Source organism: Acutalibacter intestini, assembly GCF_034334985.1.
Classification (GTDB): Bacteria; Bacillota; Clostridia; order Oscillospirales; family Acutalibacteraceae; genus Acutalibacter; species Acutalibacter intestini.
In genome coordinates this window covers 145,716-169,201 of the sequence record NZ_JAWXXL010000005.1, presented here as the reverse complement: position 1 = coordinate 169,201, position 23,486 = coordinate 145,716, and the positions used below count along the sequence as shown (strand labels likewise).

Sequence of the window (23,486 nt, the reverse complement as noted above, 5' to 3'; positions counted from 1 at the left end):
TAGTTTTTCCATATTATACCACGGATGCGGCGGCGTTGCAAATTTTCTTCCCCAGCGCAGGGGCGTACAAAGCCCCACGCTTCCACTGGGTAACCTGTCCGTCTGGTCGCAGGGGCTGGCGGGTCCACCGGCGGGGGCAATGTAGTACCGCTTTAATCTCTCGCGGGCTTTTTACAGCTCCGCCGCCTGGGCCAGCACCCGGGCCAGGTCCTCCCGGATCAACAGGTCCGCCCTATTGTCATAGGGCGTGGGGTCCCGGTTCACAATCACCAGCTTGGCCCCTGGGGAAAGATACGTCACCAGCCCCGCCACCGGATACACCACCAGGGAGGTGCCTCCCACCACCATCAGCTCCGTGTTTTCGGCGTAGGCAATGGCACGGGCCAGGTCCCCCTGGTTCAGCTGTTCGCCATACAGCACCACGTCCGGCTTCAGCGGTCCCCCACAGGCGCATTTTGGCACGCCTTCACAGTCCATCACGTAGCGCATGTCATACTGCCGGCCGCAGCTTTGGCAAAGGTACCGGTCCTCATTGCCGTGAAGCTCGATGACGTTTTTGCTGCCCGCCATCTGGTGCAGGCCGTCGATGTTTTGGGTGACCACCGCCTCCAGCAGGCCCTCCCTCTCCAGCTTGGCCAGGGCCAGGTGGGCGGGGTTGGGCTTGGCGTCCGGATACAACATTACGTGGCGGAGAAAGTCGTAAAATTCCTGGGTGTGCCGTACATAGTAGTCGTGCGAGAGCATCTCCTCGTAAGAAACGCCCTGCTTCTTCTGCATATAGAGCCCGTGGGCGCTGCGGAAGTCTGGGATACCGCTGGCTGTGGAAACCCCCGCTCCTCCTAGGAACACGGTGTGCCGGCTGCTGCGCAGCCAATCCTTAAGCTGTTGGGTTTTTGTCATAAAGAGCCGCCTTCTTTCAGCGTCAGGCAGACCGGACAGTGGTCGCTGCCGGTGTACTGGTCCAGAATGGCCGCGTCCGTCAGGGCGTCCTTCAGCCGCTCATCCGCCAAAAAATAGTCGATGCGCCACCCCACGTTATTGGCCCGGGCGTTGGCCCGGTAGCTCCACCAGGAGTAGGCCTCTTTTTCCGGGTAAAAATACCGGAAGGTATCCACAAACCCGCTGCCCAGCAGCTGGCAAAACTTGCCCCGCTCCTCATAGGTATAGCCTGCGTTGCCAATATTGCTTTTGTCGTTTTTTAGGTCAATGGGCCTGTGGGCCACGTTCAGGTCTCCGCACACTACCACAGGCTTTTTCTCCCGCAGCTTTGCAAGATACCCTCGCAGAACGTCCTCAAATTCCATGCGAAAGCCCAGGCGCTCCAACTCTCGCTGAGCGTTGGGGGTGTAGATTGTCACTAAGATAAAGTCCTGGTATTCCGCCGCAATAAGCCGCCCCTCCTGGTCAAAAGCCTCGACGCCAATCCCATAGCTTACTGAAAGAGGCTCTATCTTTGTAAACACCGCCGTGCCCGAGTATCCCTTGCGCTGGGCGGAGTTCCAGTACTCACGATAGCCCGGAAACTGAAAATTCCCCTGTTCCCGCTGCATTTTTGTCTCTTGCAGGCAAACCGCGTCTGGGTTTTCCTGGCCCAACATTTCCATAAAATCTTTGCCCATACAAGCCCGCAGGCCGTTCACATTCCAGGAAACCAGCTTCATTTCCCATCTTCCTTTACTGATTGTTTTAATCTATTATCACTGCAAATTGTTAACAAACTATAAATTTGTCCTTTTATTCCTATAGAGGCTATGCGGCGTAGGGGATTTGTGCTATAATGTCCAAAGGGCATTTTAGTAAAGCTAAATCTGCGCCGCGGATTTTCAATACAACTTGCGGTTATTGCTATACATCCTCAAAATTTCTTATCCGCACGGGCGGGCGAGAAGTATCCCCGCCTCAATACTATGATTCGGAGGTAGAACCATGCAGAATCCCATCGTTACCATAGAAACCAACCAGGGCGTTATCAAGGTGGAGCTTTTCCCCGACGTAGCCCCCAACACAGTACATAACTTCATCTCTTTGGTGAAAAAGGGCTTTTACGACGGCACCATTTTCCACCGGGTGATTCCCGGCTTCATGATTCAGGGCGGAGACCCCGAGGGCACCGGCATGGGCGGTCCCGGCTACGGCATCAAGGGAGAGTTTTCCGCCAATGGCTTTGAGAACAGCCTAAAGCATACCACTGGGGTCATCTCCATGGCCCGGTCTCAGCGGCCCGATAGCGCGGGATCCCAGTTCTTCATTATGGTGGCAGACGCCGCCTATCTAGACGGACAGTATGCGGCTTTCGGCAAGGTAACGGAAGGTCAGGAAGTGGCCCAGGCCATTGTCAACGCCCCCCGGGACCGGGACGACCGCCCGGACCAGGACCAGATTATGGAAAAGGTGACGGTAGAGACCTTTGGCGAAGAGTACCCCGAACCCACCACCGGCCCCGAACGATAAGGCAGGGCGGTTCCTTACAATAGACGCTTTCAAAACCGTATAGCCACAAGAGAGTGGAAAACAAACGCGGTCAAGGTTTGGAGGAAGATTTCCGGCGGGGACCGTTCGAACTCGGCCCCACCGGCAAGTGAGGCAGGTACCTTGCGGGGATCAGGGGGCCGCCAGCAGAAAGCTTTTCTTCCCCAGAAACAACTAAATTCCAATCCGCTCCAACACCAGAGGCCTCTTCGGGGGCCTCTCTTTTGTTACCTTCACAGCTTTCTGGAACCGCCGAAGCCCAGCCTGGCAGCGCTCTTCGCTGTTGGCGTAAAGCCGGGCAATGGGCTGGCCCTTCTCCGCATACTCGCCCTGGGTTTTCAGCAAAACTATGCCCGCCCCATAGTCGATCTGGCTCTCCTTGGTCTCCCGGCCCGCGCCCAATTCCATGGCCGCCAGCCCGCAGGTCTGTGCGTCCAGCCGGGCAATATAGCCGCTCTCCGGCATGAGGGCCTCTGCCCGCTGGGACGAAAGGACAAACCGCTCCGGCTCCTCAATATAGCCGCTGTCGCCGCCCTGGGCCTCCACCATCTTCTTTAGGGTAAGTAGGGCCGCGCCACTCTTCACAGCGCCCCGCACCTTCTCTAGGGCCTGATCCCGGCTCATGTCCTCCTGGGCCAGCCGGACCATGCCCGCTGCCAGCTGATAGCAGAGCTCTGCCAAGCGAAGGTCGCCCTGGCCCCGCAGCACCTCTATGGCCTCTATCACTTCCAACGCGTTGCCGATGTGCCGGCCCAAAGGCGCTTCCATATCCGTAAGCAGCGCCGCTGTGCGCCGGCCCGCGCCGCCGCCGGTCTCTACCATCAGCTGGGCCAGCGCCCGAGCCTCATCAATGGTTTTCATAAAGGCCCCGCTGCCCACCTTTACGTCCAAAAGAATGCCGTCTGCGCCAGAAGCCAGCTTTTTGGACATGACACTGGCCGCGATCAGAGGGAGGCTCTCTACCGTGCAGGTAACGTCTCGCAGCGCATACAGTTTTTTGTCCGCTGGGCATAGGCTGCCGGACTGCCCCACCAGGGCAATGCCGGCTTCTCGTACAATCTCAAAAAAACGGTCCCGGGGGATGTCCATTTTTAGGCCTGGGATGCTCTCCAGCTTGTCTACCGTGCCGCCAGTGTGGCCCAACCCCCGGCCGCTCATCTTTGCAATTTTTACCCCGCAGGCCGCGGCTATTGGCCCCACGATGAGGGAAGTCTTATCCCCCACGCCTCCAGTGGAATGCTTGTCCACTTTTACCCCTGGAATGGGCGATAGGTCCGCCATATCCCCAGACCGGGCCATCTCCAGGGTCAGGCCCACGGTTTCCGCTCTGGTCATGCCCTGGAAGAAAATGGCCATTAGCAGGGCTGAGATCTGGTAGTCGGGCACAGTACCCTGGGTAACAGCCTCTACAAACCAGGCAATCTCTTCCTGGGAAAGCTCTCCCCCCTGGCGCTTTTTATAAATCAGGTCCACCATGCGCATGGCGCTACACCCCCTTTAGGTTATCGGGGCCAAATGCCATGGGCAGCAGTTCTTCCAGGGTCATGCGCTTTTGTTCTCTGCCGTCGTATAGGATGATCTCAAAGTTTGGGGCGCAGAACTCCCGCATGACCTGGCGGCAGACGCCACAGGGGGCGCAGAAGGAACTGGGCTCCTTTCCCGCCGGACCGCCCGCCACGGCGATAGCGGTAAACTGCCGCTGGCCATCTGCCACAGCCCGAAACATGGCGGTACGCTCCGCGCAATTTCCCGGGGAAAGGGACGCGCACTCAATGTTGCAGCCCGTATACACCGTACCGTTGGTACAAAGCAGAGCCGCGCCCACGGCAAAGCCAGAATAAGGGCAGTAGGCGTTCTGGCGGGCCGCAAGGGCCTGTTCCATCAAAAAGTCATGATCCATGTAAGACACCTCCAATAAAACTGTGATATAAAGATCAAAGGGAACGAAACGCCAGGCGCGGACGAGCTTCGGCCAAACCGGCATCAGTCTCCTAAAAAAGGTTTGGGGCGAAGGGCTTCAGCGAGGCCCCGCCCGAGCCGGCCGAATCGGGGAAGCTCCCCAGTGGGACGTGCTCTGACCCCACAGAGCCGGCAGACGAAATCCGCTGAGACTCAGTGCCCCCAGGGTCTTGTCCCTTCCCATAACAGCGCGGCAAAGTAAGGCATTTGTTCTTCCCTTTATTCCAGGTATGTTGCCGCCAGAACGCATGGGCCCTCTATTGTGATTGTTCCGGCCCCAGCAGGCACAAAAATACTGTCCCCGGGCTGGAACTCCACTGTATTCTCCCCGCCGCTCACCTGTCCGCTGCCGTCCATGGCGATCAGCGAAAGGAAAGAACTTTCGTCTACCTGCCAGCTTACCTGCTCCTCTACCTGGAGCTTATCCACCGTAAAGTATTTGCAGCTGGCCAAGCGGGCCCTGCTTCCCCCAGGAATAGCCTGGGCCTTGCCCTGCCGGTCCGCTGTGTCAGAGGGCGTCAGCTTGGATACAGCCAGCGCCTTTTCCACATGCAGCTCCCGGGGCTTTCCGTCCGCCCCCAGCCGGCCATAGTCGTACACGCGGTAGGTACAGTTCGAGTTCTGTTGAATCTCGCAGATCATAATACCCGCCCCAATGGCGTGCAGGGTACCGGATTCAATAAAAAAAACGTCGCCCGGGTGTACATCCACTCGGTTGAGTACCTCTTCCACAGTGTTGTCCTCAATCTTTTTCCGAAACTCCTCTGGGCTCACCTCCCGGTTTACCCCAAAGTACAGAAAAGCCCCGGGCTCACAGTCCATCACATACCACATCTCAGTTTTGCCGTACTCATGCTCTACCCTCTGGGCATACTCGTCACTGGGATGCACCTGGATGGACAGAGCTTGCTTTGCATCAATAAACTTGATGAGAATGGGAAAATCTTCAAAGGCCTGACAGCGGCTGCCCAAGACCTGGGGGTTTTTGCGAAAGTACCCGGCCAGCTCCATACCGTCGAATTCGCCGCCCACAATTCTGCTCTGTCCAGCGGGGTGCGTGGAAAGCTCCCAGCTCTCGGCCACCTTTTCAAAATCGCAGGGCTTGTGGTAAAGGTCGCGCAGCTTGGTGCCGCCCCAAAGATAGTCTTTAAACGCTGGGCTAAGTTTTTGGATCTTCATAGCAAGTGCCTCCTAAATAATTAGTAAGTGATAAATATTAAACAACTATCTCAAAAACAAAAAACACAGAGTATGCCCCATACAGGCCTTCTCCCGGCGGCCCGCGCTGGTTTCTCTTTTAGCCCGCCAGTTCCCTAAGCACCGCGCCTACAACGCCGCCCGCGCTCTCGATACTACTATTGGATTCCTCTACCACCACCGCAAAAGCAATAGGGTACCGGCTATTATCGCAAAATCCCACCATCCAGCAGTTGGGGGCTTTCTCTTCCCCCACCTCGCCGGTGCCTGTCTTGGCGCACACGTTCATTCCCTCGGGAAACAGGTAATCGCCGTAGTAGTTTTCCACATTGTTTCGCATCATATATTTCAGCTGCACTGCCTCGGCTTCTGTCACCAGGTCGCGGCCGCCTCCAGGCGCTAAGCCCGCAAACAGGTCCATGCCCTGGGTCAGCCGGGGCTGCGTATAACTGCCGCCATTGGCAATGGCTCCCATCAGAACCATCATATGGTAGGGGTTGCATAGGTCTGTATACTGGCCAACCCCTGCCCAGCCCAGCTGGTTGGAGCTGACCCCGGAAAGCCTGGCCTCGCTCTCCGCAATCTCAATATTTCCAAACTCCAGCGCCTGGTTAAAACCCATCTGCTCCGCCTTTTTTTGCAGGGCCCCAGCCCCCAGATCATTGGCCAGCTTGGCAAAGTACAGGTTGCAGGAGTTGCCCAGGGCCCCGGCCATATCCAGTTCGCCGTGGGTACCCATACAGGTTATATTACTGCCGCCGATCTCCTCGGACTCCCAGCACTCATAAGTGCGCTGGCTCCAGGTATCCGGCCACTCTTCCATTGCCGCCGCCGCGGTGACCAGCTTGAATATGCTCCCTGGAGTAAAGGAGCCGGACAAGGTATTGTCCAGGTAAACGCCTTTGTAGGCGTCATTTTCCTCAATATCCTCAGGCTGGTTTTCTGGGTCAAAGGTAGGTGCGCTTACCTTGCAAAGAATGTCCCCGGTCTTATAATTGTAGAAGATGGCCCCACCGTTGTGGCCATTCAAGGCGTTGTAGGCCGCCACACAGGCGTCCTGGTCCAGGGTCAAGTTCACGGTGTTGCCAAGCTGGTTAAAGAAGGTCTCGTTTAGGCCTGTAATCAGGTTGTAACCAGTAAGCTTGGTACGCATGGTGTACTGCACACTGGTACTAATGTACCCTGCCGGGTCTCCCACTGTGTGCAGCAGGGCCCGGCGGGCGGCCTCACTCTCGCTATAAATCCGCTTTCCCTCCTGAGTGGAGGCCAGCAGGACGCCTTCCCTGTCGGCAATATTACCCATACCAGCGGCGGCCTCGCTGCCATAAATATGTTCATTGTAGGGCTGCATAGCCCATTGGCCGCCATGGAAGATCACCCCGTACAGCAGCCAGCCCACGCCGCCCAAAAAGGCGATCAACACAATATAAAGGGCAAAGGAGCGGAACCCCACAGTTTTCATGAATAGATGTCCTCCATTTTCTCTTTAGGTTCCGACGGGCCCGGCTTTTCCGGAGCGCCGCCCAGGATAGAATGCGCGCCTGTAGAAAGGTCCTCAAACTCCGCCCCAGCGGCCCCGGCCTCCGGCTTCTTCTGCCAAGAAGAACCCGCCTCCGCCGGCTCTGGGCGTTCTCCCGCCACCTGCGGCGTTTCTCTTTCCGGCACATGGGGTAAGGGCGCGGTGTAGAAATCTTCGAACTCCGCGCCGGACAAAGGGGGCTCCGGCGGCGCGGAATCCACCGGCGGATGAGCCATATGAACGCCTCCCACCAGTCGGGGTGTTGCGGTGGACGCCTGCATAGCACTGGCCTCCACTGGCGCAGCCTCCATCTTGTACCGAGGCCGGGGCGTTGGCTGGCGATTGGGCTGGGTTCTGGGCGGCTGGGGCGCCGGCTGGCGGTCCCCATGCTTTCCGGCCCGACGGGCTGCGTAGGTACGCTCGTCCGCTGCTTTCAAAAAGGCCATCAGCCCCCACACTGAAGCCATACTGGATCCCCCCGCGCTGACAAAAGGAAGGGTTACGCCCGTAAGGGGCAAAATATCTGTTACCCCAAACACGTTCAGGCAGGTCTGGAACAGCAGCATTCCCGCCACCGCGCAAGCCCCGATGGAAAAAAAGGTGGAGCGGCTTCTGGTCACGTCACTGCGGGCGTACAGGGTAAACAGGGCAATGGTCATAATCACAATCAAGCCCAGCAGCAGACCCTGCTCCTCGCAGAGCATACCGAACACCAGGTCGCTGTCCGCGGCAAAATAGTTTCCCAGATACCCCTTGCCCAGCCCCATGCCAAACAGCCCCCCGCTGGCCAAAAAGGTCAGCACCCGAGTCTGTTGCAGGCCTGTGTCATAGGGATCGTCCCACACGTGGCCCCAGGCGCTGAACCGGTCCGCTACATAAGGCATAAAGGTGAGCACCAGAAAAACTCCAAAGGCCGCGGCTGCCAGGATCAGAATAATGGTGCGCACGCTGCCCGACCGCATAAAGGCAATAATTAGGAAGGTTGCAAAGAAGATCACCGCAGTGCCCAGGTCCCGCATTAGAAACAGGAACCCCACACAAGCCCCGGTAAACACCAGGAACTCGGTAATATTTTTTTTCGTCTGAAGCCTGTCCAGCGTAGAGGTGCCCACAAAGACAAAGGCAATTTTAATAAACTCAGAGGGCTGCACACTAATGGGGCCAATGTAAATCCAGTTCTGTGAGCCAAAACTGGTGGTACCAATAAGCAGGTTTAGCACAAACAGGCACAGGGCCCCCACACCAATGGGCAGGCGGTACTTGGCCACCCGGTCCATATCATTCATAAACCAGATGAGAAAGCAGAACAGCACTATGCCCAAGAACATGGCCCCCAGCTGGCTAATAACGCCGTGCAGGTCATAGGCAGCCAGCAGATTGACGCCAATCCCCGAGAGCAGGTAAGCCACGGTCTCGATCTCAAAGCTAACCCTGTGCTGAATGGCCATGGAGTAAACATACAGCCCCCAGCCCATGAAAAGCACGGCGGCCTCTGGCAGCAGGGCGGCGGGCTGAAATGTTCCCGTGGCTACGCTGCCCTGGAGCGCCATGAGGATGTGCACCAGGCTGGCCACGAACATTAGCTTGAAGGGCGAGGCCGCCTCCCGCAGCAAAGCGGCAAAGGCCCGGCGTTTTTTTTCCGGCGGCTGGGGAGAATTTTGCAGCACAAGGGTCACGTTCCCCAGGGTCATCCGGTCGCCAATGTTCACCAGCTTCTTATCCTTTATCTTTTTTCCATTTACCGCGACGCCGCCTTTAGAGCCGGTGTCGCATACCACCCAGCCCTCATCCCGGCGCATAAACACCGCGTGGTCTCGCGAGACCGCTGTATCTGGCAGGCAGATGTCGCAGCTTTTGGCCCGGCCCATGGAGTTTTCCCAGTACAGTACCGGAAACTGGACCCCCGAAGCCGCGTCCACCAGCATAACCACCGGGTCCCGGCGGCGCTGGCCGCGCTTAAAAGAAGTGTAGCAGCGCCAAGATACATAGAGGGCGAGAAATGGCACAATCATGCGGATGATCAGCAGTACAGCGGGCAGAAACCCTGACTGCAAAAAATGTTCAAACTGTTCCAAACCCATTCTCCTTTGTTCTTTTAGGGGCTTTCCGTTTTCCCAGAGCCTACCGGATCTCTGCCACTTCTCCCGCTCGTTTATAGATTGCTCCCGGTGGCACCGCGCCCCGCACCATAGACAGGGGATACACCCGGCTGCCCCGGCCTATCACGGTTCCGGGGTTCAGCACGGTATTGCATCCCACCTCTACCAGGTCGCCTAAAATCGCCCCAAATTTCTTCAGTCCGGTCTCTACCCGCCTATCTCCCGCCAAAACCGTAACCGGGCTCTTATCCTGCTTTACGTTAGAGGTCAGCGCCCCTGCCCCCATGTGGGCCTTGTAGCCCAGGATGGAGTCCCCCACATAGTTGTAGTGGGGAACCTGGACCTTATCAAACAGAATAACATTTTTTAATTCCGTGGAGTTTCCCACCACGCAGCCCGCCCCCACCAGGGCGTTGCCCCGGATAAAAGCCCCGGGCCGCACCTGGGTTTCCGGGCCAATGACACAGGGGCCGGAAATATAATGATTCGGGAAGATCACGGCGCTCTTGTGCACCCACAGGTTCTCTCCCCTCAGTTCATAGTCCTCGCCCAGCTGTGGGCCCAGTGCCAGAATGAATGCCCCGATCTCTCCCAGCGCCTGCCAGGGGAACGCGCAGCCTTCCAGCAAAGGGGCGGCGGCGCTGTACTCCAGGTTGAACAAATCTTTGGTCGCAAGGGTGATCTCACACATCATACAACAACTCCTTTTTTAATACAAATAGGCGGAGGGCGTTGGCAGAACCACCCGCCGGTCCAACGCCGTCCCGCCCTGTTTCTATTCCTTCCATAAAGTCAACCATAGAAAAGGCCACCCCGGGACTACGTCCCAACTTAAGGCAACACCGCACAAAGACCGGCCTACGGCCTTTGCACGTGATTTGCTTGCACTTTTTCCGTCATAGCGCACCGCTTTCGCTTGTCAATCGCTAGATTGGCTACACTCAATCTGTACACTCTGACGAAAAAATTGACCGCGCATCTCTCGCGCAATCTTTGTGCGGTGCTGCCTTAACTTGGTTTTTCAAAGCAAAGCTCGGTTATCTGCGCGGCCAGGCGAAGCCAGGAATGTCCTCCCCGCATTTTTTCCGCCCCCGGCCGCGCAACATTTTCCTAAAGCCTGTTCACACAACTTGCATGTTCAGATTTCGGAATGGACTTTGAGCCGGTTCAAGGAAAAAGTGCAGACAATCCAGGAATTTTCAAGCCTGCCGCATGATTCTTCCCAGCCGCCAGAGAAAAAACGCAGGGCCTTTGCCGCTTTGCGGCGGAAGGCGGCCTCGCCCTTTAAGCTTTTGACATGGAGACTGCCAAAACCCTTGGAAAAGATGGGCGCGCTTACTTCTGTGAACAAGCCCTGGTTTTTCTTTTGGAAGTAATATCCTTTATTTATTGAAACAGCAGAACTGTTTTGTCAATGGTGTCCAGCTGGTTCATGTCCAGTTGGAGTTCGCCTTGGGCCGTCTGACGAATATCCAGCGCGATGATAATATTCTGTGTGTCAAAGGTGATATTGCTCAGCTGTCCCTGGCAGAGGGCTATGGTCTTTTCCACAAACAACTGTCCTGGGTCCACCTGTACGGCCGGCGAGGGCTCTGGTGTGGGAGTGGGCGAGGGAGTAGGCTCTTCCTCCCCCTCATCCCAGTCCTCCCATCCGTCTCCGTCCTCCCCCTCGGGAGAAACCGTGGGAACAGGCGTGGCCATGGCCGCCCGGTTGGCTTGGGCAGCCTCTTCCTGGGCCTGGGTGCGTAGCTGGGCGATCTGCTGGCTAAGCCCCCGGAAATTGGTGATTGGGGTCACCTCCACCTCAATATAATAGCCGCCGTTCACCTTCTTCTCTTCCTTTACCAAGTACTTGGCCTGGGCCAGGGCCTGGGCCATCACCTGCTCCAGCGCGGCCAGCTGCTGGTCGTTGGGCGACACCCCGTAGATATTACAGAAATTAATGGCGGCGTTTTGCACAGTGGAAAGGTTATTATCCTGAGCGTTCTCTATGGGCACCTGGGTAATAGACACGAATTTATCGTGGGAGTTATGGTAGCTGCTGTCCAAAAGAGCCTGGATATAGCTGGAAACATCGTAATCGTCAAAGCCCATCATGGGCAGCTCACAGCCAGCCATGCAGAGGGCCAATGCCAGGGCCAACGCCGCGGCCATCATCTTTTTGGTGATTTTCATTCTTTTCCTCCCAATTTACCGTCAAGCCGGTCACTCGTTCCTTCCACAACATTTCTTGTACTTCAGGCCGCTGCCGCAGGGGCAGGGGTCATTGCGCCCGGGCTTCTGCTGCTTTTTCACCGGGGCCTTTTTCACCTCTTTGCCGCCCCCGGCGCCCGCGCCGGTCTCTTTGGCCACCTGCTCCCGCTGGGGGGCCTCTTTAGTTCGCAGGCGCACCGTAAGGATGGACTTGGCGGTGTTTTCCCGTATGGCGGAAATCATGCTGTCAAACATATCAAATCCCTCCAGCCGGTACTCCACCACCGGGTCCTGCTGGGCATAGGCCCGCAGGCGGATGCCGTCTTGCAGCTGGCTCATGGCGTCAATGTGGTCCATCCACTCCTGGTCCACGCTGCGCAGCATAACCACTCGCTCCACCTCACGCATAATAGGCGGGGTAAACTCCTCTTCCCGGCGCTCATAGAGCTCCCGGGCCTTTTTAAAGAGCTCCCCCTTCATATAGCTGGGCTCCAGGTCCTCCACCTCCTGAGGGCTGAACGTAAGGTCCTCTTCCCCAATGAGCCACCCCATATAATGCTCCCGCAGACCAGCAAGGTCCCAGTCGTCGTGGGGCACGTTCTCTGGCAAGAAGGTATCCACATTAGCCCCAATGGCCTCTTCGATCATCTTCAAAATAGCGGGCTTCATGTCCTCTCCGTCCAGCACCTGATCCCGCTGGCCGTAAATGATCTGCCGCTGTTTGTTCATTACCTCGTCGTATTGCAGCACGTTTTTACGAATGCTAAAGTTCCGGCTCTCCACCTTGCGCTGGGCGCTCTCAATAGAGTTGGACACCATCGCCGCCTCAATGGGGGTCTCGTCGTCGATGCGCAGTTTATCCATCATATTAGAAAGCCGCTCGCCCCCAAACAGCCGCATCAGGTCGTCTTCTAAGGAAATGTAAAACCGGCTTTTGCCCGGGTCTCCCTGGCGGCCAGACCGGCCCCGCAGCTGGTTGTCAATGCGGCGGCTCTCGTGGCGCTCTGTACCGATGATGTAGAGTCCGCCCAGGGCCTTTACCTCCTGGGCCTCAGGCGCAATCTGCTCTTCATACTTTTTATTCAGCTGGGCAAAAGTGGCCCTGGCCTCTAGAATCTCCTGGTCCTCTGTGTGGCTAAAGGCTGTCGCCTCTACCAGCAGCTCCTCGCTGTAGCCCTTTTTACGCATTTCAGCCTTGGCCATAAACTCCGCGTTGCCGCCCAGAGAGATGTCCGTGCCGCGGCCCGCCATATTGGTGGCAATGGTCACCGCGCCCTTGCGGCCGGCCTGGGCCACGATCTGGGCCTCTTTTTCGTGGAACTTGGCGTTCAGCACCTCGTGCTTTATCCCCCGCTGCCTTAAAAGGCGGCTGAGCAGCTCGGACTTTTCCACCGTAATGGTGCCCACCAGCACGGGCTGGCCCTTTTGGTGGTGCTCCACAATGTCGTTAATCACAGCCCGGTACTTGGCCTCGGTGGTCTTGTAGACCACATCCGGACAGTCCTCCCGGATCATAGGACGGTTGGTGGGAATCTCCACCACGTCCAGCTTGTAGATCTCGGAGAACTCCTCCTGTTCGGTCATAGCGGTACCCGTCATACCAGAGAGCTTCTCATATAGCCGGAAATAATTTTGGAAGGTGATCGTGGCCAGGGTTTTGCTCTCTCTTGCCACCTCCACGCCCTCTTTGGCCTCAATAGCCTGGTGCAGGCCCTCGTTATAGCGGCGGCCGTACATCAGCCGCCCGGTGAATTCATCCACGATAATAACCTCGCCGTCTTTCACCACATAGTCCTGGTCTCGGTGCATAATGCCCCAGGCCCGAATGGCCTGGTTTACATGGTGCTGAATGCGGATGTTGTCCGGGTCGGTGAGGTTCTCCAGGTTAAAGTACTGTTCCGCCTTTTTCACACCTTGGCGGGTCAGGGACACGGTCTTGAGCTTTTCGTTGACAATATAATCATAGTCTGCATAGAGCTCGTCGTTGTCCTCTTTTTCATTGGTCTCCTTCACTTTAATAAACCGCAGGCCCCGGGCAAAGGAGTTTGCCCGGCCGTACAGCTCGTCGGCCTTATCCCCCTGGCCAGAGATAATCAGCGGGGTGCGGGCCTCATCGATCAAAATGGAGTCCACCTCATCCACCACGGCATAGTGGTGGCCCCGCTGGACCTTGCGGTCCTTGTAGATCACCATGTTATCCCGCAGGTAGTCGAAGCCCATCTCGTTATTGGTTCCGTAGGTGATGTCGCAGGCATAGGCCGCCTTTTTCTCTTGGGAGCTCATGCCTGTCAGGGCCAGGCCCACCGTGAGGCCCATAAAATTAAACACCCGGGCCATCATCTCCCCCTGGTACTTGGCCAGGTATTCGTTCACTGTGACAATATGCACACCCTTGCCGGTCAGGGCGTTTAGGTAGGCGGGCAGAGCCAGGGTAAAAGTTTTTCCTTCACCAGTTTTCATTTCGGCAATACGTCCCTGGTGCAGAATGATACCGCCCTGAACCTGCACAGGAAACAGCCGCTTGGAAAGCACCCGGTCCATCGCTTCCCGGCAAGCGGCGAAAGCCTCGGGCAGAATGGCGTCTAGGGTCCCGCCCTTTTCCAGCTGTTCTTTAAAGCGCCCGGTCTCCGCTTTCAGTTCCTGATCGCTCATGGCCCGGTAGCGGTCCTCCAGGGCCAGCACCTGGTCCACCTGGGGCTGTACGCGCTTCAGCTCCCGCTTGCTATAGTTGCCGAAGAGCTTGGTGAGTATATTGTTTGCCATAGGGGCATCTTCCTCTCTTTATTTTTGGGGCCTGCCGTACCTTTGCGTTTCCTTGCCCCGCGCCAATTCCAGACCATACTATACGGTCATCGTAAACACACTTAAACATCCACAAAGCCAGATTTTTAAGTTGGATGGCTTTGCCGCCCTGCTTCAAAAGAATCAAAATGATTTTTTGAACTGTGTTAATTATATTATACCACGCCGCGGCCCCCGATTGCAATAATCGCCATAGTTTATTTACATTTGGCCCAGTACGGCCTTTTGTGGGCAGGGTCTTGGGGCGGCCCCTTTCTTCTGGTTTCTTGCGGACTGTGTCGAATTGTACTATGGCAACACCGCACAATACTAAATCTTGCCCGCCCTATACTGGCAACAGGAAGGGGTGAGAGCATTGGAAAATACATTATAAACTTCATCTTGTCCGTTGCGGCAAGTGTAGCCGCCAGCTACATAAGCAGATGGCTTAACGGACAGCGCAAGGGCAAGTAAGCCTAAAATGAACCCCCGGAGAACTGCCATTCTCCGGGGGTTTGCTTTGTGAGAACATTGGACATTACAAATTTCCATTGTATTATAACACGCCGCCTGGGAAATTACAAGTGTGAACTTTCGCCAGGAACTTCCTGTTAGCTCTTCGACTCAAGAGCCCCGTTGGGCCCCCTTAAACTCCCAAAACTTTTGGCATTGCCACTGCCCGGGCCATTTGGTATAATAATAAAAAGGAGGGAACTATCATGCTTTTTCGCAACCATTCCTACCGCACCCAGGTCTTTTTCTTTACGCTACTGCTGGCTTTGGTGCCTGTGTTTTCTTGCATGGTCATTATCTCCGTAAATTCTGTCAACGAGTTTAACCACAAGTACCAGGACGCTTTTAACCGCATCGCGGGCCAGACCAACCTTAGCATTGACCAGGCCCTTTCTGGACCCATCCGCCTTAGCGCTCTGCCCCTGGTAAACGACGACGTGCTGCGGATTATGAACACCAACTACAAAAAATATGGCGCTACCTCTAAATACGCCCTGGACACTACCATGATGAAAACCCAGATTGGCCAGGCAAACCTGCTGAACACGGATATTTCCAACGCGATTTTTATCAATAAATATGGGTATTCTTTTACATACAGCAATGTGATGATTTCCGACAACCTTTCCAATATCGAACAGTGGGCCCAAAGTGCCCGAGACGCTGGGGTTCGCACCTGGGTGGGCCCTATACAAAAGTCTAACTTTAGCTCCTCTACCCAGCAGTGCATGCTGCCCATTGTCCGGCTGATGTGGGATGTGACCACCAATCAGGAGCTGGGCGTTATGGGGGTCATCATCAACTTCGACATGGTGGACCAGATCTTGCAGACGTCTACTATTAGCAACAGCCATATCCTGCTTTTGGACCGAAACAACGATCTATACTATTCTTCCGATGAGAGACTGGGTGGCAACGCCACGCTGCTGCAAGCCCTACAAGAGGCCGGGCGGGAGGTATCTTCGGAAAATACCGAGCTGGTCACCTCGGTGCGGGTGGGCTACGCCGAGTATATGGCATGCATCGTCTACAACCACACCACTGGCTGGAAGATTGTCCACTACCTGGACAAGTCCATCTTTTTCTGGGATAGTCTATTGAATCTAAGCTGGCTTTTGCCCATGTTCGTCATCCTGGTATTCTCTTGTTTCCTGCTCTCCACCTTGGTTTCCCGGCGGCTGACCAAAAACGTCCGCCAGCTGGTAGAACAGATTGACCAGTGCGAAAACAGCGCGGGCTGTACCCTACAGCCCCTAAAAAACGCCAGCTACGAGTTTACCCGCATTGTGGAAAGTTATAACCGGCTGACCCAGCGGCTGGTGCACAGTATGCAGGATATGTACAGCAGCCAGCTCAACGAAAAACAGACCCGCCTGCAAATGCTGCAAGCCCAGATCAACCCTCACTTCCTTTACAACACCCTAAACCTAATGGCTTCTCTGGCCAATATCTACGATGCCCCCGAGATCCGCGTGGTGGCCATTAAAATGGCGGAGATTCTGCGCTATAACCTGAAGTCCGGCCCAGTGGTTACTCTGGAGGAAGAGGTGGCCCAGGTAGAGCGCTATTTCGCCATTCAGGCCATCCGCTTCCCTGGCAAATATACCATGGAATGCGCCCTGCCCGCAGAACTGCGGCAAATACAGACCCCGGCCTTTATCCTTCAGCCCATTGTGGAAAACGCCGTCATTCACGGGCTTAGCGAACGGGAACGGGATGGGTATGTGATGATCAACTGCTTTGTAGAGTTTGACCGGCTGCACATCCTGGTGGCTGACAACGGCGTGGGCATGGCCCCCGAAACGCTGTCCGCGGTTCTTCATTCTTTGGAAAACGCTACCCAAGAGGCGCCCAGCTCCATTGGGCTCTCCAATGTAAACCAACGGATACAGGCCTATTGTGGCAGCGGCTACGGCCTACAGGTTACCAGCACCCAGAGCAAGGGCACCATGATAGAGCTCACCCTGCCCCTGTGCGAAAAGCTGAAGCCGCCTTTTCAGACCGGATGCTAGGCAGCCAGTAAACTTTTTCGGCCCATATCCAATTAGCCCCTGCTTGAAACGCCGAAAACGCCGTTTTTTGCCTATAAGCGGCCCCTTTCCGCATCAAAATTCCTCGTAAATCGGAAGATATAACTTGTGGATTTTTCCTTGCAATGGACCCTCTTCTGGGCAAAAGTCTGTCTTTTCATCTATTTTCAAACACGGCCTAAACGATAAGCGCTTCTTGCCCGCCCCATACCGGCAACCAAGGGGGAGCGAAAGTGATAGAACCCCTTATCGCGTGTCCGTTACAGCAGATAGAGCCGCCATTTATAGTAAGCCGGCGGCTCCACGGCCGGCGCAAAAGCCAAAAAAGGCCCCCCGGAGAATGTCGCCTCTTCGGGGGGCCGCTTTGTGAGAAACATAGAACATTATAAACTTTAAGGCAACCCCGCACCATTCGCGGGTGGCGCCTTAAGCACCGTCTTGCTTGCAGATTTTCCGTGATAGCGCACAGCTTTCGCTTCTCAATCGTAAGATTGACGGCGCTCAATCTGTACACTCGGACGAAAAATCTGACTGCCCAATACGGTACTTAGAATTGTGCGGTATTGCCTTAAGTTTATTTTAGCACCAGCGCAGTATGCCGCGCGGAGAATGGCAAAAGAGAAGTCTTGAACCATTTATCTATCCTTCAATGCCCTGGTACTCCATAGCCACTGCGGCCCACAGCACCGCGGCCACGGCCTCTTTGGCGTTTACGTTCTTGGTATAGTGGATGTAATGGTCATAAGAGACCTGTACGCCCAGGCCGTCGCAGGCATCATAGATGTTCATGTTGCCCTCCAGGTCCAAAAGGCACTTGGTTTTGATGCCCTCAAAGCCCTTGCGAATCACCTCGTCGTACTCGCCGCCCACCAGGCCCAGCAGCGCCGCTTTGCGGAAGGTGTACAGGAACATGGCGCTGCCCGAGGTATCGTGCCAGTTGCCCGGGGTGCGGGTTCTATCTACCACCTGGAACCACAGGCCGCTGGCCTGGTCCTGCACCTTTTTCAAAGAGGCCAGCAGCTTTTGCAGCTGGGCCAGTACCGAATCATACCCAGGGGTCTCCTTGGGCATCAGGTCCAGCACCTCTGCCAGCACCATGGCATACCATCCCAGGCCCTCGCACCAGATCTCCTGGGCCTTGCCGTCCACCCGGCTGGCCCAGGGGGTCTCGGGGTTCTCGCTGAAGCCGTGGTACAAAAGGCCGCTGTTGTCCTTCTCGCACCGGGCGAACACAATGTTCAGCTGCTTCACCGTCTCGGCAAAGCAGTATTCGCGGTCCCCCACAAAGGCCCCGTAGCGCGTGAGGAACATCAGGCCCATAAACAGGCCGTCCACCCACATCTCGCCAGGCAGATGACGTCCATGCCAAAAGCCCCCGTCGCTGTTGCGGGGATAATCATCAAAGGCCGCCCGCACCCGGTCGCAGGCCTTCTTATACTTTTCTTCTTTGGTCTGCCGGTAGGCCCAAACCAGCACCGAGCCTGCCATAATATCGTCCAGGCTGCACCCGGAAAAGCCGGAAATGGCCCCCTCCGGCGATACGTGCTCTTCGCAGTAGCGCATCACATAGTCCCAGTAGGCCTTGGTCCCGGTCTTTTCGTACAGCCGGATAAAGCCCCACAGCAAAAAGCCCTGGGGATAGGACCAAGAGCAATAGGGGTAGCTGTCCGGGTCTGGGAAGCGGCGCATGAGGGTCTCGGCCAAAGTTACAGAATAGTTCATCTTGTCTCCTCCTTATTCCGCCAGAATGCGGTCAATCTCGGCCAGTTCGTCCGAGGTAAAGTCCGTGCGCTCCATCATCTTCACGTTTTCCTCAATCTGGGAGAGCCGGCTGGCCCCAATGAGAATGGAGGCCACGGGCTTTATGCGCATACACCAGGCAATGGCCATCTGGGAGAGGCTTTGTCCCCGGTTCTTGGCCATCTCGTTGAGTTTCTTGGCCTTTTCCACCTTTTCGGGGGTAACGGCGTCCGGGTTTAGGAACACGCTGGCGCTGGCCGCCCGGGAGTCGGCGGGAATGCCGTCAAAATACTTGGTGGTCAAAAGCCCCTGGGCCAGGCACATAAAGGCAATGGCCCCGATGCCGTTTTCTTCCAGCACGTCGAAGAGGCCCTCTTCCGCCGTGCGGTTAAACATGGAGTAGGGCACCTGGTGGATCAGGCAGTGCAGCCCGGCCCGGTCAAACTCTTTGGCCACCTGCGCGGTCTGCTCCGCGCTGTAATTAGAGATGCCCACGTACAAGGCCTTGCCTTGCCGCACAATGAGCTTCAGGGCGTCTATAGTCTCCTCCAGGGGGGTGTTGGGGTCGGGGCGGTGGTGGTAGAACAGGTCCACATAGTCTACGCCGATGCGCCGCAGGCTCTGGTCCAGGGAAGAGACCAGCTGCTTTTTAGAGCCCCACTCGCCGTAGGGGCCGTCCCACATCAGGTAACCGGCCTTGGTGGAGATAAACAGCTCGTCCCGGTAGCCCTTCAGCTCTTTGTGAAGGATTTTGCCAAACATCTCCTCCGCCGAGCCCGGAGGGGGGCCATAGTTGTTGGCAATGTCAAAGTGGGTGATGCCCAGATCAAAGGCGCCCAAGACCATCTCCTTGCAGGAGTCGTAGGTTTTGGCCTCGCCAAAGTTGTGCCAAAGGCCCAGAGAGATCTCGGGCAGCAGGACGCCGCTTTTTCCCACGCGGTTGTAGCGCATGGCGTCATAACGTTTTGAATTAGGTTGATCCATAAAGTTTCTCCTTTGTTAAAAATAGTAGAGGTTAAAAAAGACCGCCAGTGAGAGCGCGGTGACGGGGCGTTAGGCCCCTTCCGATGGGGTGTGGGGGCGAGAAGCCCCCACGACCTTTCCCTTAAACCTAAGAAGCGCATTGCGGGGAGGGGGCCCCGCGCCGCGGGGGAGGGGTGCTTGCAAGAAAAAGCACCCCTCCGGCCCACCACCGCGTCTGCCACTGTAAGCAAGAGTCCCCGCAAAGGGCCCCCGGCCGCGCCAGCTTTCCTCCGTGCAAGCGGGTGCGGCCGGGCCAAAATCAACAGAAAAAATTTCATGCCGATAAGGGCAAGGGCCCACCGTGGCAGACGGCTTCTAGCGGGCCGCTGTTCCGGCTTTGCCGGAAGGCGCTGCTTTGCGGGGCGGCGCGTGCCTGGTGCTCCCGCTTTATCTTGTGGGTGGGGGTACACCGGTGGACCCTTTTTTTGTTTGCGCCGCCCTGTTTAAGGGATTAAGGTCGCCTCCGGCGGCCAGGGCTCCTCGCCCTGGACCCCGCCAGGAGAGCAAGCTCCCCTGGACCCCCTCTTTTCCCTCTGGCCAGCTTTGCCGCTTACTGGAAGCGTTCGCGGTACTCCGCCAGGATCTTTAGGGAGCTGCTGGTGCCAATACGCTGGGCCCCCGCCTCAATCATGGCCAGGCAGGCGTCCAGGTCCCGGATGCCCCCCGCGGCCTTTACCTTTACCTTCTCGCCCACCGTCTCCTTCATCAGCCGCACATCCTCTACCGTGGCCCCGCCGGTGCCAAAGCCCGTAGAGGTCTTGATAAAGTCCGGCTCCACCTCTTTTGCTATCAGCGCGGCGGCCTTGATCTCCTCTTTGGTCAGGTAGCAGTTCTCAAAAATCACCTTGCTTAGCACCCCGTGCTTTCGGCACACGGCCACCATGCGCTCCATCTCATCCTGGATGTACGCCAGGTTCCCCTGCTTCAGCTGGCCCACATTCAGCACGTAGTCAATCTCGTCCGCGCCGTTCTCCATGGCATTCTCAGTCTCGAACACCTTGGTCTCAATGGTGGTCTGCCCCAGAGGGAAGGAGATGGCCGCCCCCACATGGACCCCGCTGCCCGCCAGCAGCTTTTTGCACAGGGCCACTGGCGCCGAGTTGATGGCCACCATGGCAAAGTGGTTTTCCGCTGCCTCGGCGCAGAGGATCTCAAAGTCCCTGTCTGTGGCAAAGGCCTTTAGGTTGGTGTGGTCGAACATGCCGGCCAGTTCTTTTGCTGAGATCATTCTCATTCTCCTTTACTCCGCTAGTTTTAGTACGGACATCACGTCCTGGTATTCCATCTTCTTAAAACCGCCAAACGCGCCCCGGTCACAGGCCTTTTTGGCCAGCTGGTCAAAGTCCTGGCTGCCAATACCCGCCTCGCTCAGCCGCACAGGCAGGTCCAGCGAGCGGAAGAAGGCCTCCAGCCGGGCAATGCCCTCTAGGGCGACGGCCTCCTGGCTCTCAAAGGACAGGTCCACGTCCAGCACCCGCACCGCAAACTGCACAAAGCGGCCCAGGTTGATTTTGTACACATATTTCATCCAGGCCGGGAAAATAATGGCCAACCCCGTGCCGTGGGAGATACCGTACTGGGCGGAGAGCTCGTGCTCGATGTTGTGGGAGGCCCAGTCCTGCTGCCGCCCGGTGCCTAGCAGCCCGCAGTGGGCAATGGTGCCGCCCCACATCAGCTCGGACCAAGCGTTTACGTCCTGGGGGGCCTTTTTCACCTGGACCGCCGAGAGCATCACCGAGCGCATGGTGCTTTCGCACAGCCGGTCGATGAGGTCCGTGCCCGGGGTGTTGGTAAAGTAGCGCTCCATCACATGGGCCAGAATATCCGCCGATCCGGCAGATATCTGGTTTTGGGGCACAGTGCGGCACAGCGCCGGGTTCAGGATGGCGAACTGGGGCATCAGCAGGTTGCTGCCGTAGTCCCGCTTAAAGTTGCCGTCCTCGTTGGTAATCACGCTGCCTCCCCCGGTCTCGCTGCCCGCCGCCGGAATGGTAAGCACCACGCCGATGGGCAGCGAACGCTCCGCCTCCGCCCGGCGAAGGTAGAAGTCCCACACGTCCCCGTCATAGAACATGCCCGCCGAAATGGCCTTGGCCGAATCGATGACGCTGCCCCCGCCCACGGCCAGGATGTAGTCCACGTTTTCTTCCCGGCACAGGGCAATGCCCTTGCGCGCCAGACTGACCCGGGGGTTGGGCTGCACACCGCCCAGCTCCACAAAGGAGAGGCCGGCGTCTTGCAGCGAACGGCACACGTCCTCGTACAGCCCGCTGCGTTTAATGCTTCCGCCGCCATAGTGGAACAGCACCCGCCTGCCGCCCCGGGCCTTTATCTGCTCTCCTACCTCCTGGTGGCGGCCCTGTCCAAAGATGATTTCTGTTGGGTTATAATAATTAAAGTCAATCAAGGCTGGCTTCCTCCCTGTTGTTTGCTCCATGTATTCAAGCTCTTGTAAACCGGGCGCAGGGCCTGGTAGGCCTGGTTGAAAATTTCGTAAAGCGCCTCATAGGCGGCCTGGTTTTCCTCTCGGGGCAGCAGGCGGCTTTCGCCGGGATTGAACTGGTCCATCACGGAATAGTCCGGGAACATCCCCACCCCCACGCCGCAGCACACCGCCGCGCCCAAAGAGGTGGCCTCCTCCAGGTACCGGGGGACCACCAGGGGCTTTTGCCAAATATCCGCCAAAATCTGGGCCCATACCTTCCCCTTGGCCCCGCCGCCGATGAGGGCCACTTCCTCAATAGACGGGACCTCTTCCGAGCGGTCAAAAATATTCAGAATGACCTTCAGGTTATATCCCACGCCTTCCAGCACCGCCCTGGCGGCTTCGGCCCGGCCGTTCTCGGCCCGGAAGCCCAGAAAGGTTCCGCTGGCGTCAAAGTCCCACCGGGGAGAGCGCTCGCCCAGCAGATAGGGCAAGTACAGCATGCCCCCAGCCCCGGGGGCCACGGACTCTACCATCTGGTCAATCAGCTGGTAAGCGCTGCCGCCGGACTCTTTGGCTTTTCGCAGCTCCTCCCCACAGAAGGCATTGCGGAACCATTGCAGCGAGAGGCCCGCCGCCTGCATGGTGCCGCAGGGGGTGTACAGGGCGGGGTCCAGGTGCACCCAGTTAAAGGTGCGCATGTCCGGGTCGAACACAGGCGCGGCCCCGGCCATAGAGATCCAGGAGGAGGAGCCCAACACGCAGTAGGTGCGGCCCTCCTTTACCACCCCCGCGCCCACGCAGGCACAAGAGCCGTCGCCGCCCCCCAGCACCACCGGCAGGCCCTCTGGCAGGCCGGTCTGCCGGGCGGCCTCTGGGGTGACGCGGCCTACCACGTCCGCCGAGGCGTGCAGCTCCGGCAGCAGGTCCCGCCGCAGGCCAAAGGCCTCCGCCAGCTCCCCCGACCACTGCTTTTTCTTCAAGTCAAAGAGGTTGGTGCCTGAGGCGTCGCTATAATCCGTAACAAACTTGCCTGTCAGCCTTTGGACCATGTAGTCCTTGGCGTTCAGCATCTTGTATGCTTTCCCATAGATTTCCGGTTGATGGTTCTTTACCCAGAGGAGCTTTGCCGCCCCATAAGAGGCGCTAAGCCGGTGGCCTGTGATGCGGTAGCCCCGCTGGGCCCCGGCGGCCGCCTGCATGGCGCGCTCTTCTTCAGTGGCCCGGGTGTCCGCCCAAATCAGCGCCCGACGCAGGGCCGCGCCCTCCTGGTCCACTAGGACGCAGCCCATCATCTGCCCGCTAAAGCTGACCCCGGCCAGGTCCCGGGGGGCCACGCCGGCCTGGTCCAGCAGGGCCCAGGTGGCGGTACAAACGGCGTTCCACCAGTCCTCAGGCTCCTGCTCGGCCCAGCCGGTATGGGGGTAATACGTGGGGTATTCCGCCAGACAAGAGGCGCAAAGCCGCCCCTGCCGGTCATAGAGGGTGGCCTTGTTGCCGCTGGTGCCCAAGTCGTGTGCCAAAAGATACTCTGCCAT

General features: G+C 57.3%; 17 protein-coding genes. 2 read left to right on the top strand and 15 right to left on the bottom strand.

Annotated elements, in window-relative coordinates; all coding sequences use genetic code 11:
* Nucleotides 1-171: 171 nt before the first annotated feature.
* Together U8U68_RS06355 and U8U68_RS06350 are read right to left on the bottom strand one after the other, a co-directional pair.
* Nucleotides 172-900 (bottom strand): NAD-dependent protein deacylase, encoded by a 729-nt coding sequence (locus U8U68_RS06355; RefSeq protein ID WP_322199993.1) that lies wholly within the window; start codon nucleotides 898-900, stop codon nucleotides 172-174.
* Entirely contained in the window at nucleotides 897-1,661 is a 765-nt protein-coding gene (locus tag U8U68_RS06350; RefSeq protein ID WP_322199992.1) for an exodeoxyribonuclease III, read from the bottom strand. The genes U8U68_RS06355 and U8U68_RS06350 overlap by 4 nt, the downstream gene beginning before the upstream one ends.
* A 265-nt stretch (nucleotides 1,662-1,926) precedes the next feature.
* On the opposite strand from U8U68_RS06350, the gene U8U68_RS06345 reads away from it, so the two are divergent.
* Nucleotides 1,927-2,451, top strand: coding sequence for a peptidylprolyl isomerase (locus tag U8U68_RS06345; RefSeq protein WP_322199991.1), 525 nt, complete (start codon nucleotides 1,927-1,929; stop codon nucleotides 2,449-2,451).
* A 192-nt stretch (nucleotides 2,452-2,643) separates the two neighbouring features.
* On the opposite strand, the gene U8U68_RS06340 is transcribed toward U8U68_RS06345, so the two are convergent.
* The 8 genes from U8U68_RS06340 to secA all read right to left on the bottom strand — a co-directional run bounded on the left by U8U68_RS06340 (nucleotide 2,644) and on the right by secA (nucleotide 14,199).
* Complete coding sequence (locus U8U68_RS06340) at nucleotides 2,644-3,951, bottom strand: pyrimidine-nucleoside phosphorylase (protein ID WP_322199990.1); 1,308 nt, start codon at nucleotides 3,949-3,951, stop codon at nucleotides 2,644-2,646.
* A gap of 4 nt (nucleotides 3,952-3,955) precedes the next feature.
* The gene (locus tag U8U68_RS06335) at nucleotides 3,956-4,369 is read right to left on the bottom strand and encodes a cytidine deaminase (protein WP_322199989.1); all 414 of its coding nucleotides are present in this window, start codon (nucleotides 4,367-4,369) and stop codon (nucleotides 3,956-3,958) included.
* Between the two features lie 278 nt (nucleotides 4,370-4,647).
* The gene (locus U8U68_RS06330) at nucleotides 4,648-5,607 is read right to left on the bottom strand and encodes a type I phosphomannose isomerase catalytic subunit (protein WP_322199988.1); all 960 of its coding nucleotides are present in this window, start codon (nucleotides 5,605-5,607) and stop codon (nucleotides 4,648-4,650) included.
* Between the two features lie 118 nt (nucleotides 5,608-5,725).
* On the bottom strand, nucleotides 5,726-7,087 hold the full coding sequence (locus U8U68_RS06325; RefSeq protein ID WP_322199987.1) for a penicillin-binding transpeptidase domain-containing protein: 1,362 nt from the start codon (nucleotides 7,085-7,087) through the stop codon (nucleotides 5,726-5,728).
* Entirely contained in the window at nucleotides 7,084-9,219 is a 2,136-nt protein-coding gene (locus tag U8U68_RS06320) for an FtsW/RodA/SpoVE family cell cycle protein (protein WP_322199986.1), read from the bottom strand. Before U8U68_RS06320 ends, U8U68_RS06325 begins: the two co-directional genes overlap by 4 nt.
* A 46-nt stretch (nucleotides 9,220-9,265) precedes the next feature.
* The gene (locus U8U68_RS06315; protein ID WP_367575796.1) at nucleotides 9,266-9,937 is read right to left on the bottom strand and encodes an acyltransferase; all 672 of its coding nucleotides are present in this window, start codon (nucleotides 9,935-9,937) and stop codon (nucleotides 9,266-9,268) included.
* Between the two features lie 692 nt (nucleotides 9,938-10,629).
* On the bottom strand, nucleotides 10,630-11,418 hold the full coding sequence (locus U8U68_RS06310; RefSeq protein WP_322199985.1) for a hypothetical protein: 789 nt from the start codon (nucleotides 11,416-11,418) through the stop codon (nucleotides 10,630-10,632).
* 30 nt (nucleotides 11,419-11,448) lie between these two features.
* A complete protein-coding gene (gene secA, locus U8U68_RS06305) occupies nucleotides 11,449-14,199 on the bottom strand; it encodes a preprotein translocase subunit SecA (RefSeq protein ID WP_322199984.1) in 2,751 nt (916 codons plus the stop codon).
* A 737-nt stretch (nucleotides 14,200-14,936) separates the two neighbouring features.
* On the opposite strand from secA, the gene U8U68_RS06300 reads away from it, so the two are divergent.
* Nucleotides 14,937-16,742 carry a cache domain-containing sensor histidine kinase gene (locus tag U8U68_RS06300; RefSeq protein ID WP_322199983.1) on the top strand — a complete coding sequence of 602 codons (1,806 nt, stop codon included), beginning with the start codon at nucleotides 14,937-14,939 and terminating at the stop codon, nucleotides 16,740-16,742.
* 657 nt (nucleotides 16,743-17,399) lie between these two features.
* On the opposite strand, the gene U8U68_RS06295 is transcribed toward U8U68_RS06300, so the two are convergent.
* The 5 genes from U8U68_RS06295 to xylB all read right to left on the bottom strand — a co-directional run bounded on the left by U8U68_RS06295 (nucleotide 17,400) and on the right by xylB (nucleotide 23,486).
* On the bottom strand, nucleotides 17,400-18,482 hold the full coding sequence (locus U8U68_RS06295; RefSeq protein ID WP_322199982.1) for a glycoside hydrolase family 88/105 protein: 1,083 nt from the start codon (nucleotides 18,480-18,482) through the stop codon (nucleotides 17,400-17,402).
* Nucleotides 18,483-18,494: 12 nt separating this feature from the next.
* Nucleotides 18,495-19,484, bottom strand: a complete 990-nt coding sequence (locus tag U8U68_RS06290; protein ID WP_322199981.1) for an aldo/keto reductase — start codon at nucleotides 19,482-19,484, stop codon at nucleotides 18,495-18,497.
* 589 nt (nucleotides 19,485-20,073) lie between these two features.
* A complete protein-coding gene (gene deoC, locus U8U68_RS06285; protein WP_322199980.1) occupies nucleotides 20,074-20,757 on the bottom strand; it encodes a deoxyribose-phosphate aldolase in 684 nt (227 codons plus the stop codon).
* Between the two features lie 6 nt (nucleotides 20,758-20,763).
* Nucleotides 20,764-21,930, bottom strand: a complete 1,167-nt coding sequence (locus U8U68_RS06280) for an iron-containing alcohol dehydrogenase (RefSeq protein ID WP_322199979.1) — start codon at nucleotides 21,928-21,930, stop codon at nucleotides 20,764-20,766.
* Complete coding sequence (gene xylB, locus U8U68_RS06275; protein WP_322199978.1) at nucleotides 21,927-23,486, bottom strand: xylulokinase; 1,560 nt, start codon at nucleotides 23,484-23,486, stop codon at nucleotides 21,927-21,929. Before xylB ends, U8U68_RS06280 begins: the two co-directional genes overlap by 4 nt.

Excerpts from the sequence above, each read along its gene's own strand:
- U8U68_RS06355 (WP_322199993.1), bottom strand. The coding sequence starts at position 900 with ATGACAAAAACCCAACAGCTTAAGGATTGGCTGCGCAGCAGCCGGCAC.
- U8U68_RS06350 (WP_322199992.1), bottom strand. The coding sequence starts at position 1,661 with ATGAAGCTGGTTTCCTGGAATGTGAACGGCCTGCGGGCTTGTATGGGC.
- U8U68_RS06345 (WP_322199991.1), top strand. The coding sequence starts at position 1,927 with ATGCAGAATCCCATCGTTACCATAGAAACCAACCAGGGCGTTATCAAG.
- U8U68_RS06340 (WP_322199990.1), bottom strand. The coding sequence starts at position 3,951 with ATGCGCATGGTGGACCTGATTTATAAAAAGCGCCAGGGGGGAGAGCTT.
- U8U68_RS06335 (WP_322199989.1), bottom strand. The coding sequence starts at position 4,369 with ATGGATCATGACTTTTTGATGGAACAGGCCCTTGCGGCCCGCCAGAAC.
- U8U68_RS06330 (WP_322199988.1), bottom strand. The coding sequence starts at position 5,607 with ATGAAGATCCAAAAACTTAGCCCAGCGTTTAAAGACTATCTTTGGGGC.
- U8U68_RS06325 (WP_322199987.1), bottom strand. The coding sequence starts at position 7,087 with ATGAAAACTGTGGGGTTCCGCTCCTTTGCCCTTTATATTGTGTTGATC.
- U8U68_RS06315 (WP_367575796.1), bottom strand. The coding sequence starts at position 9,937 with ATGATGTGTGAGATCACCCTTGCGACCAAAGATTTGTTCAACCTGGAG.
- U8U68_RS06310 (WP_322199985.1), bottom strand. The coding sequence starts at position 11,418 with ATGAAAATCACCAAAAAGATGATGGCCGCGGCGTTGGCCCTGGCATTG.
- secA (WP_322199984.1), bottom strand. The coding sequence starts at position 14,199 with ATGGCAAACAATATACTCACCAAGCTCTTCGGCAACTATAGCAAGCGG.
- U8U68_RS06300 (WP_322199983.1), top strand. The coding sequence starts at position 14,937 with ATGCTTTTTCGCAACCATTCCTACCGCACCCAGGTCTTTTTCTTTACG.
- U8U68_RS06295 (WP_322199982.1), bottom strand. The coding sequence starts at position 18,482 with ATGAACTATTCTGTAACTTTGGCCGAGACCCTCATGCGCCGCTTCCCA.
- U8U68_RS06290 (WP_322199981.1), bottom strand. The coding sequence starts at position 19,484 with ATGGATCAACCTAATTCAAAACGTTATGACGCCATGCGCTACAACCGC.
- deoC (WP_322199980.1), bottom strand. The coding sequence starts at position 20,757 with ATGAGAATGATCTCAGCAAAAGAACTGGCCGGCATGTTCGACCACACC.
- xylB (WP_322199978.1), bottom strand. The coding sequence starts at position 23,486 with ATGGCAGAGTATCTTTTGGCACACGACTTGGGCACCAGCGGCAACAAG.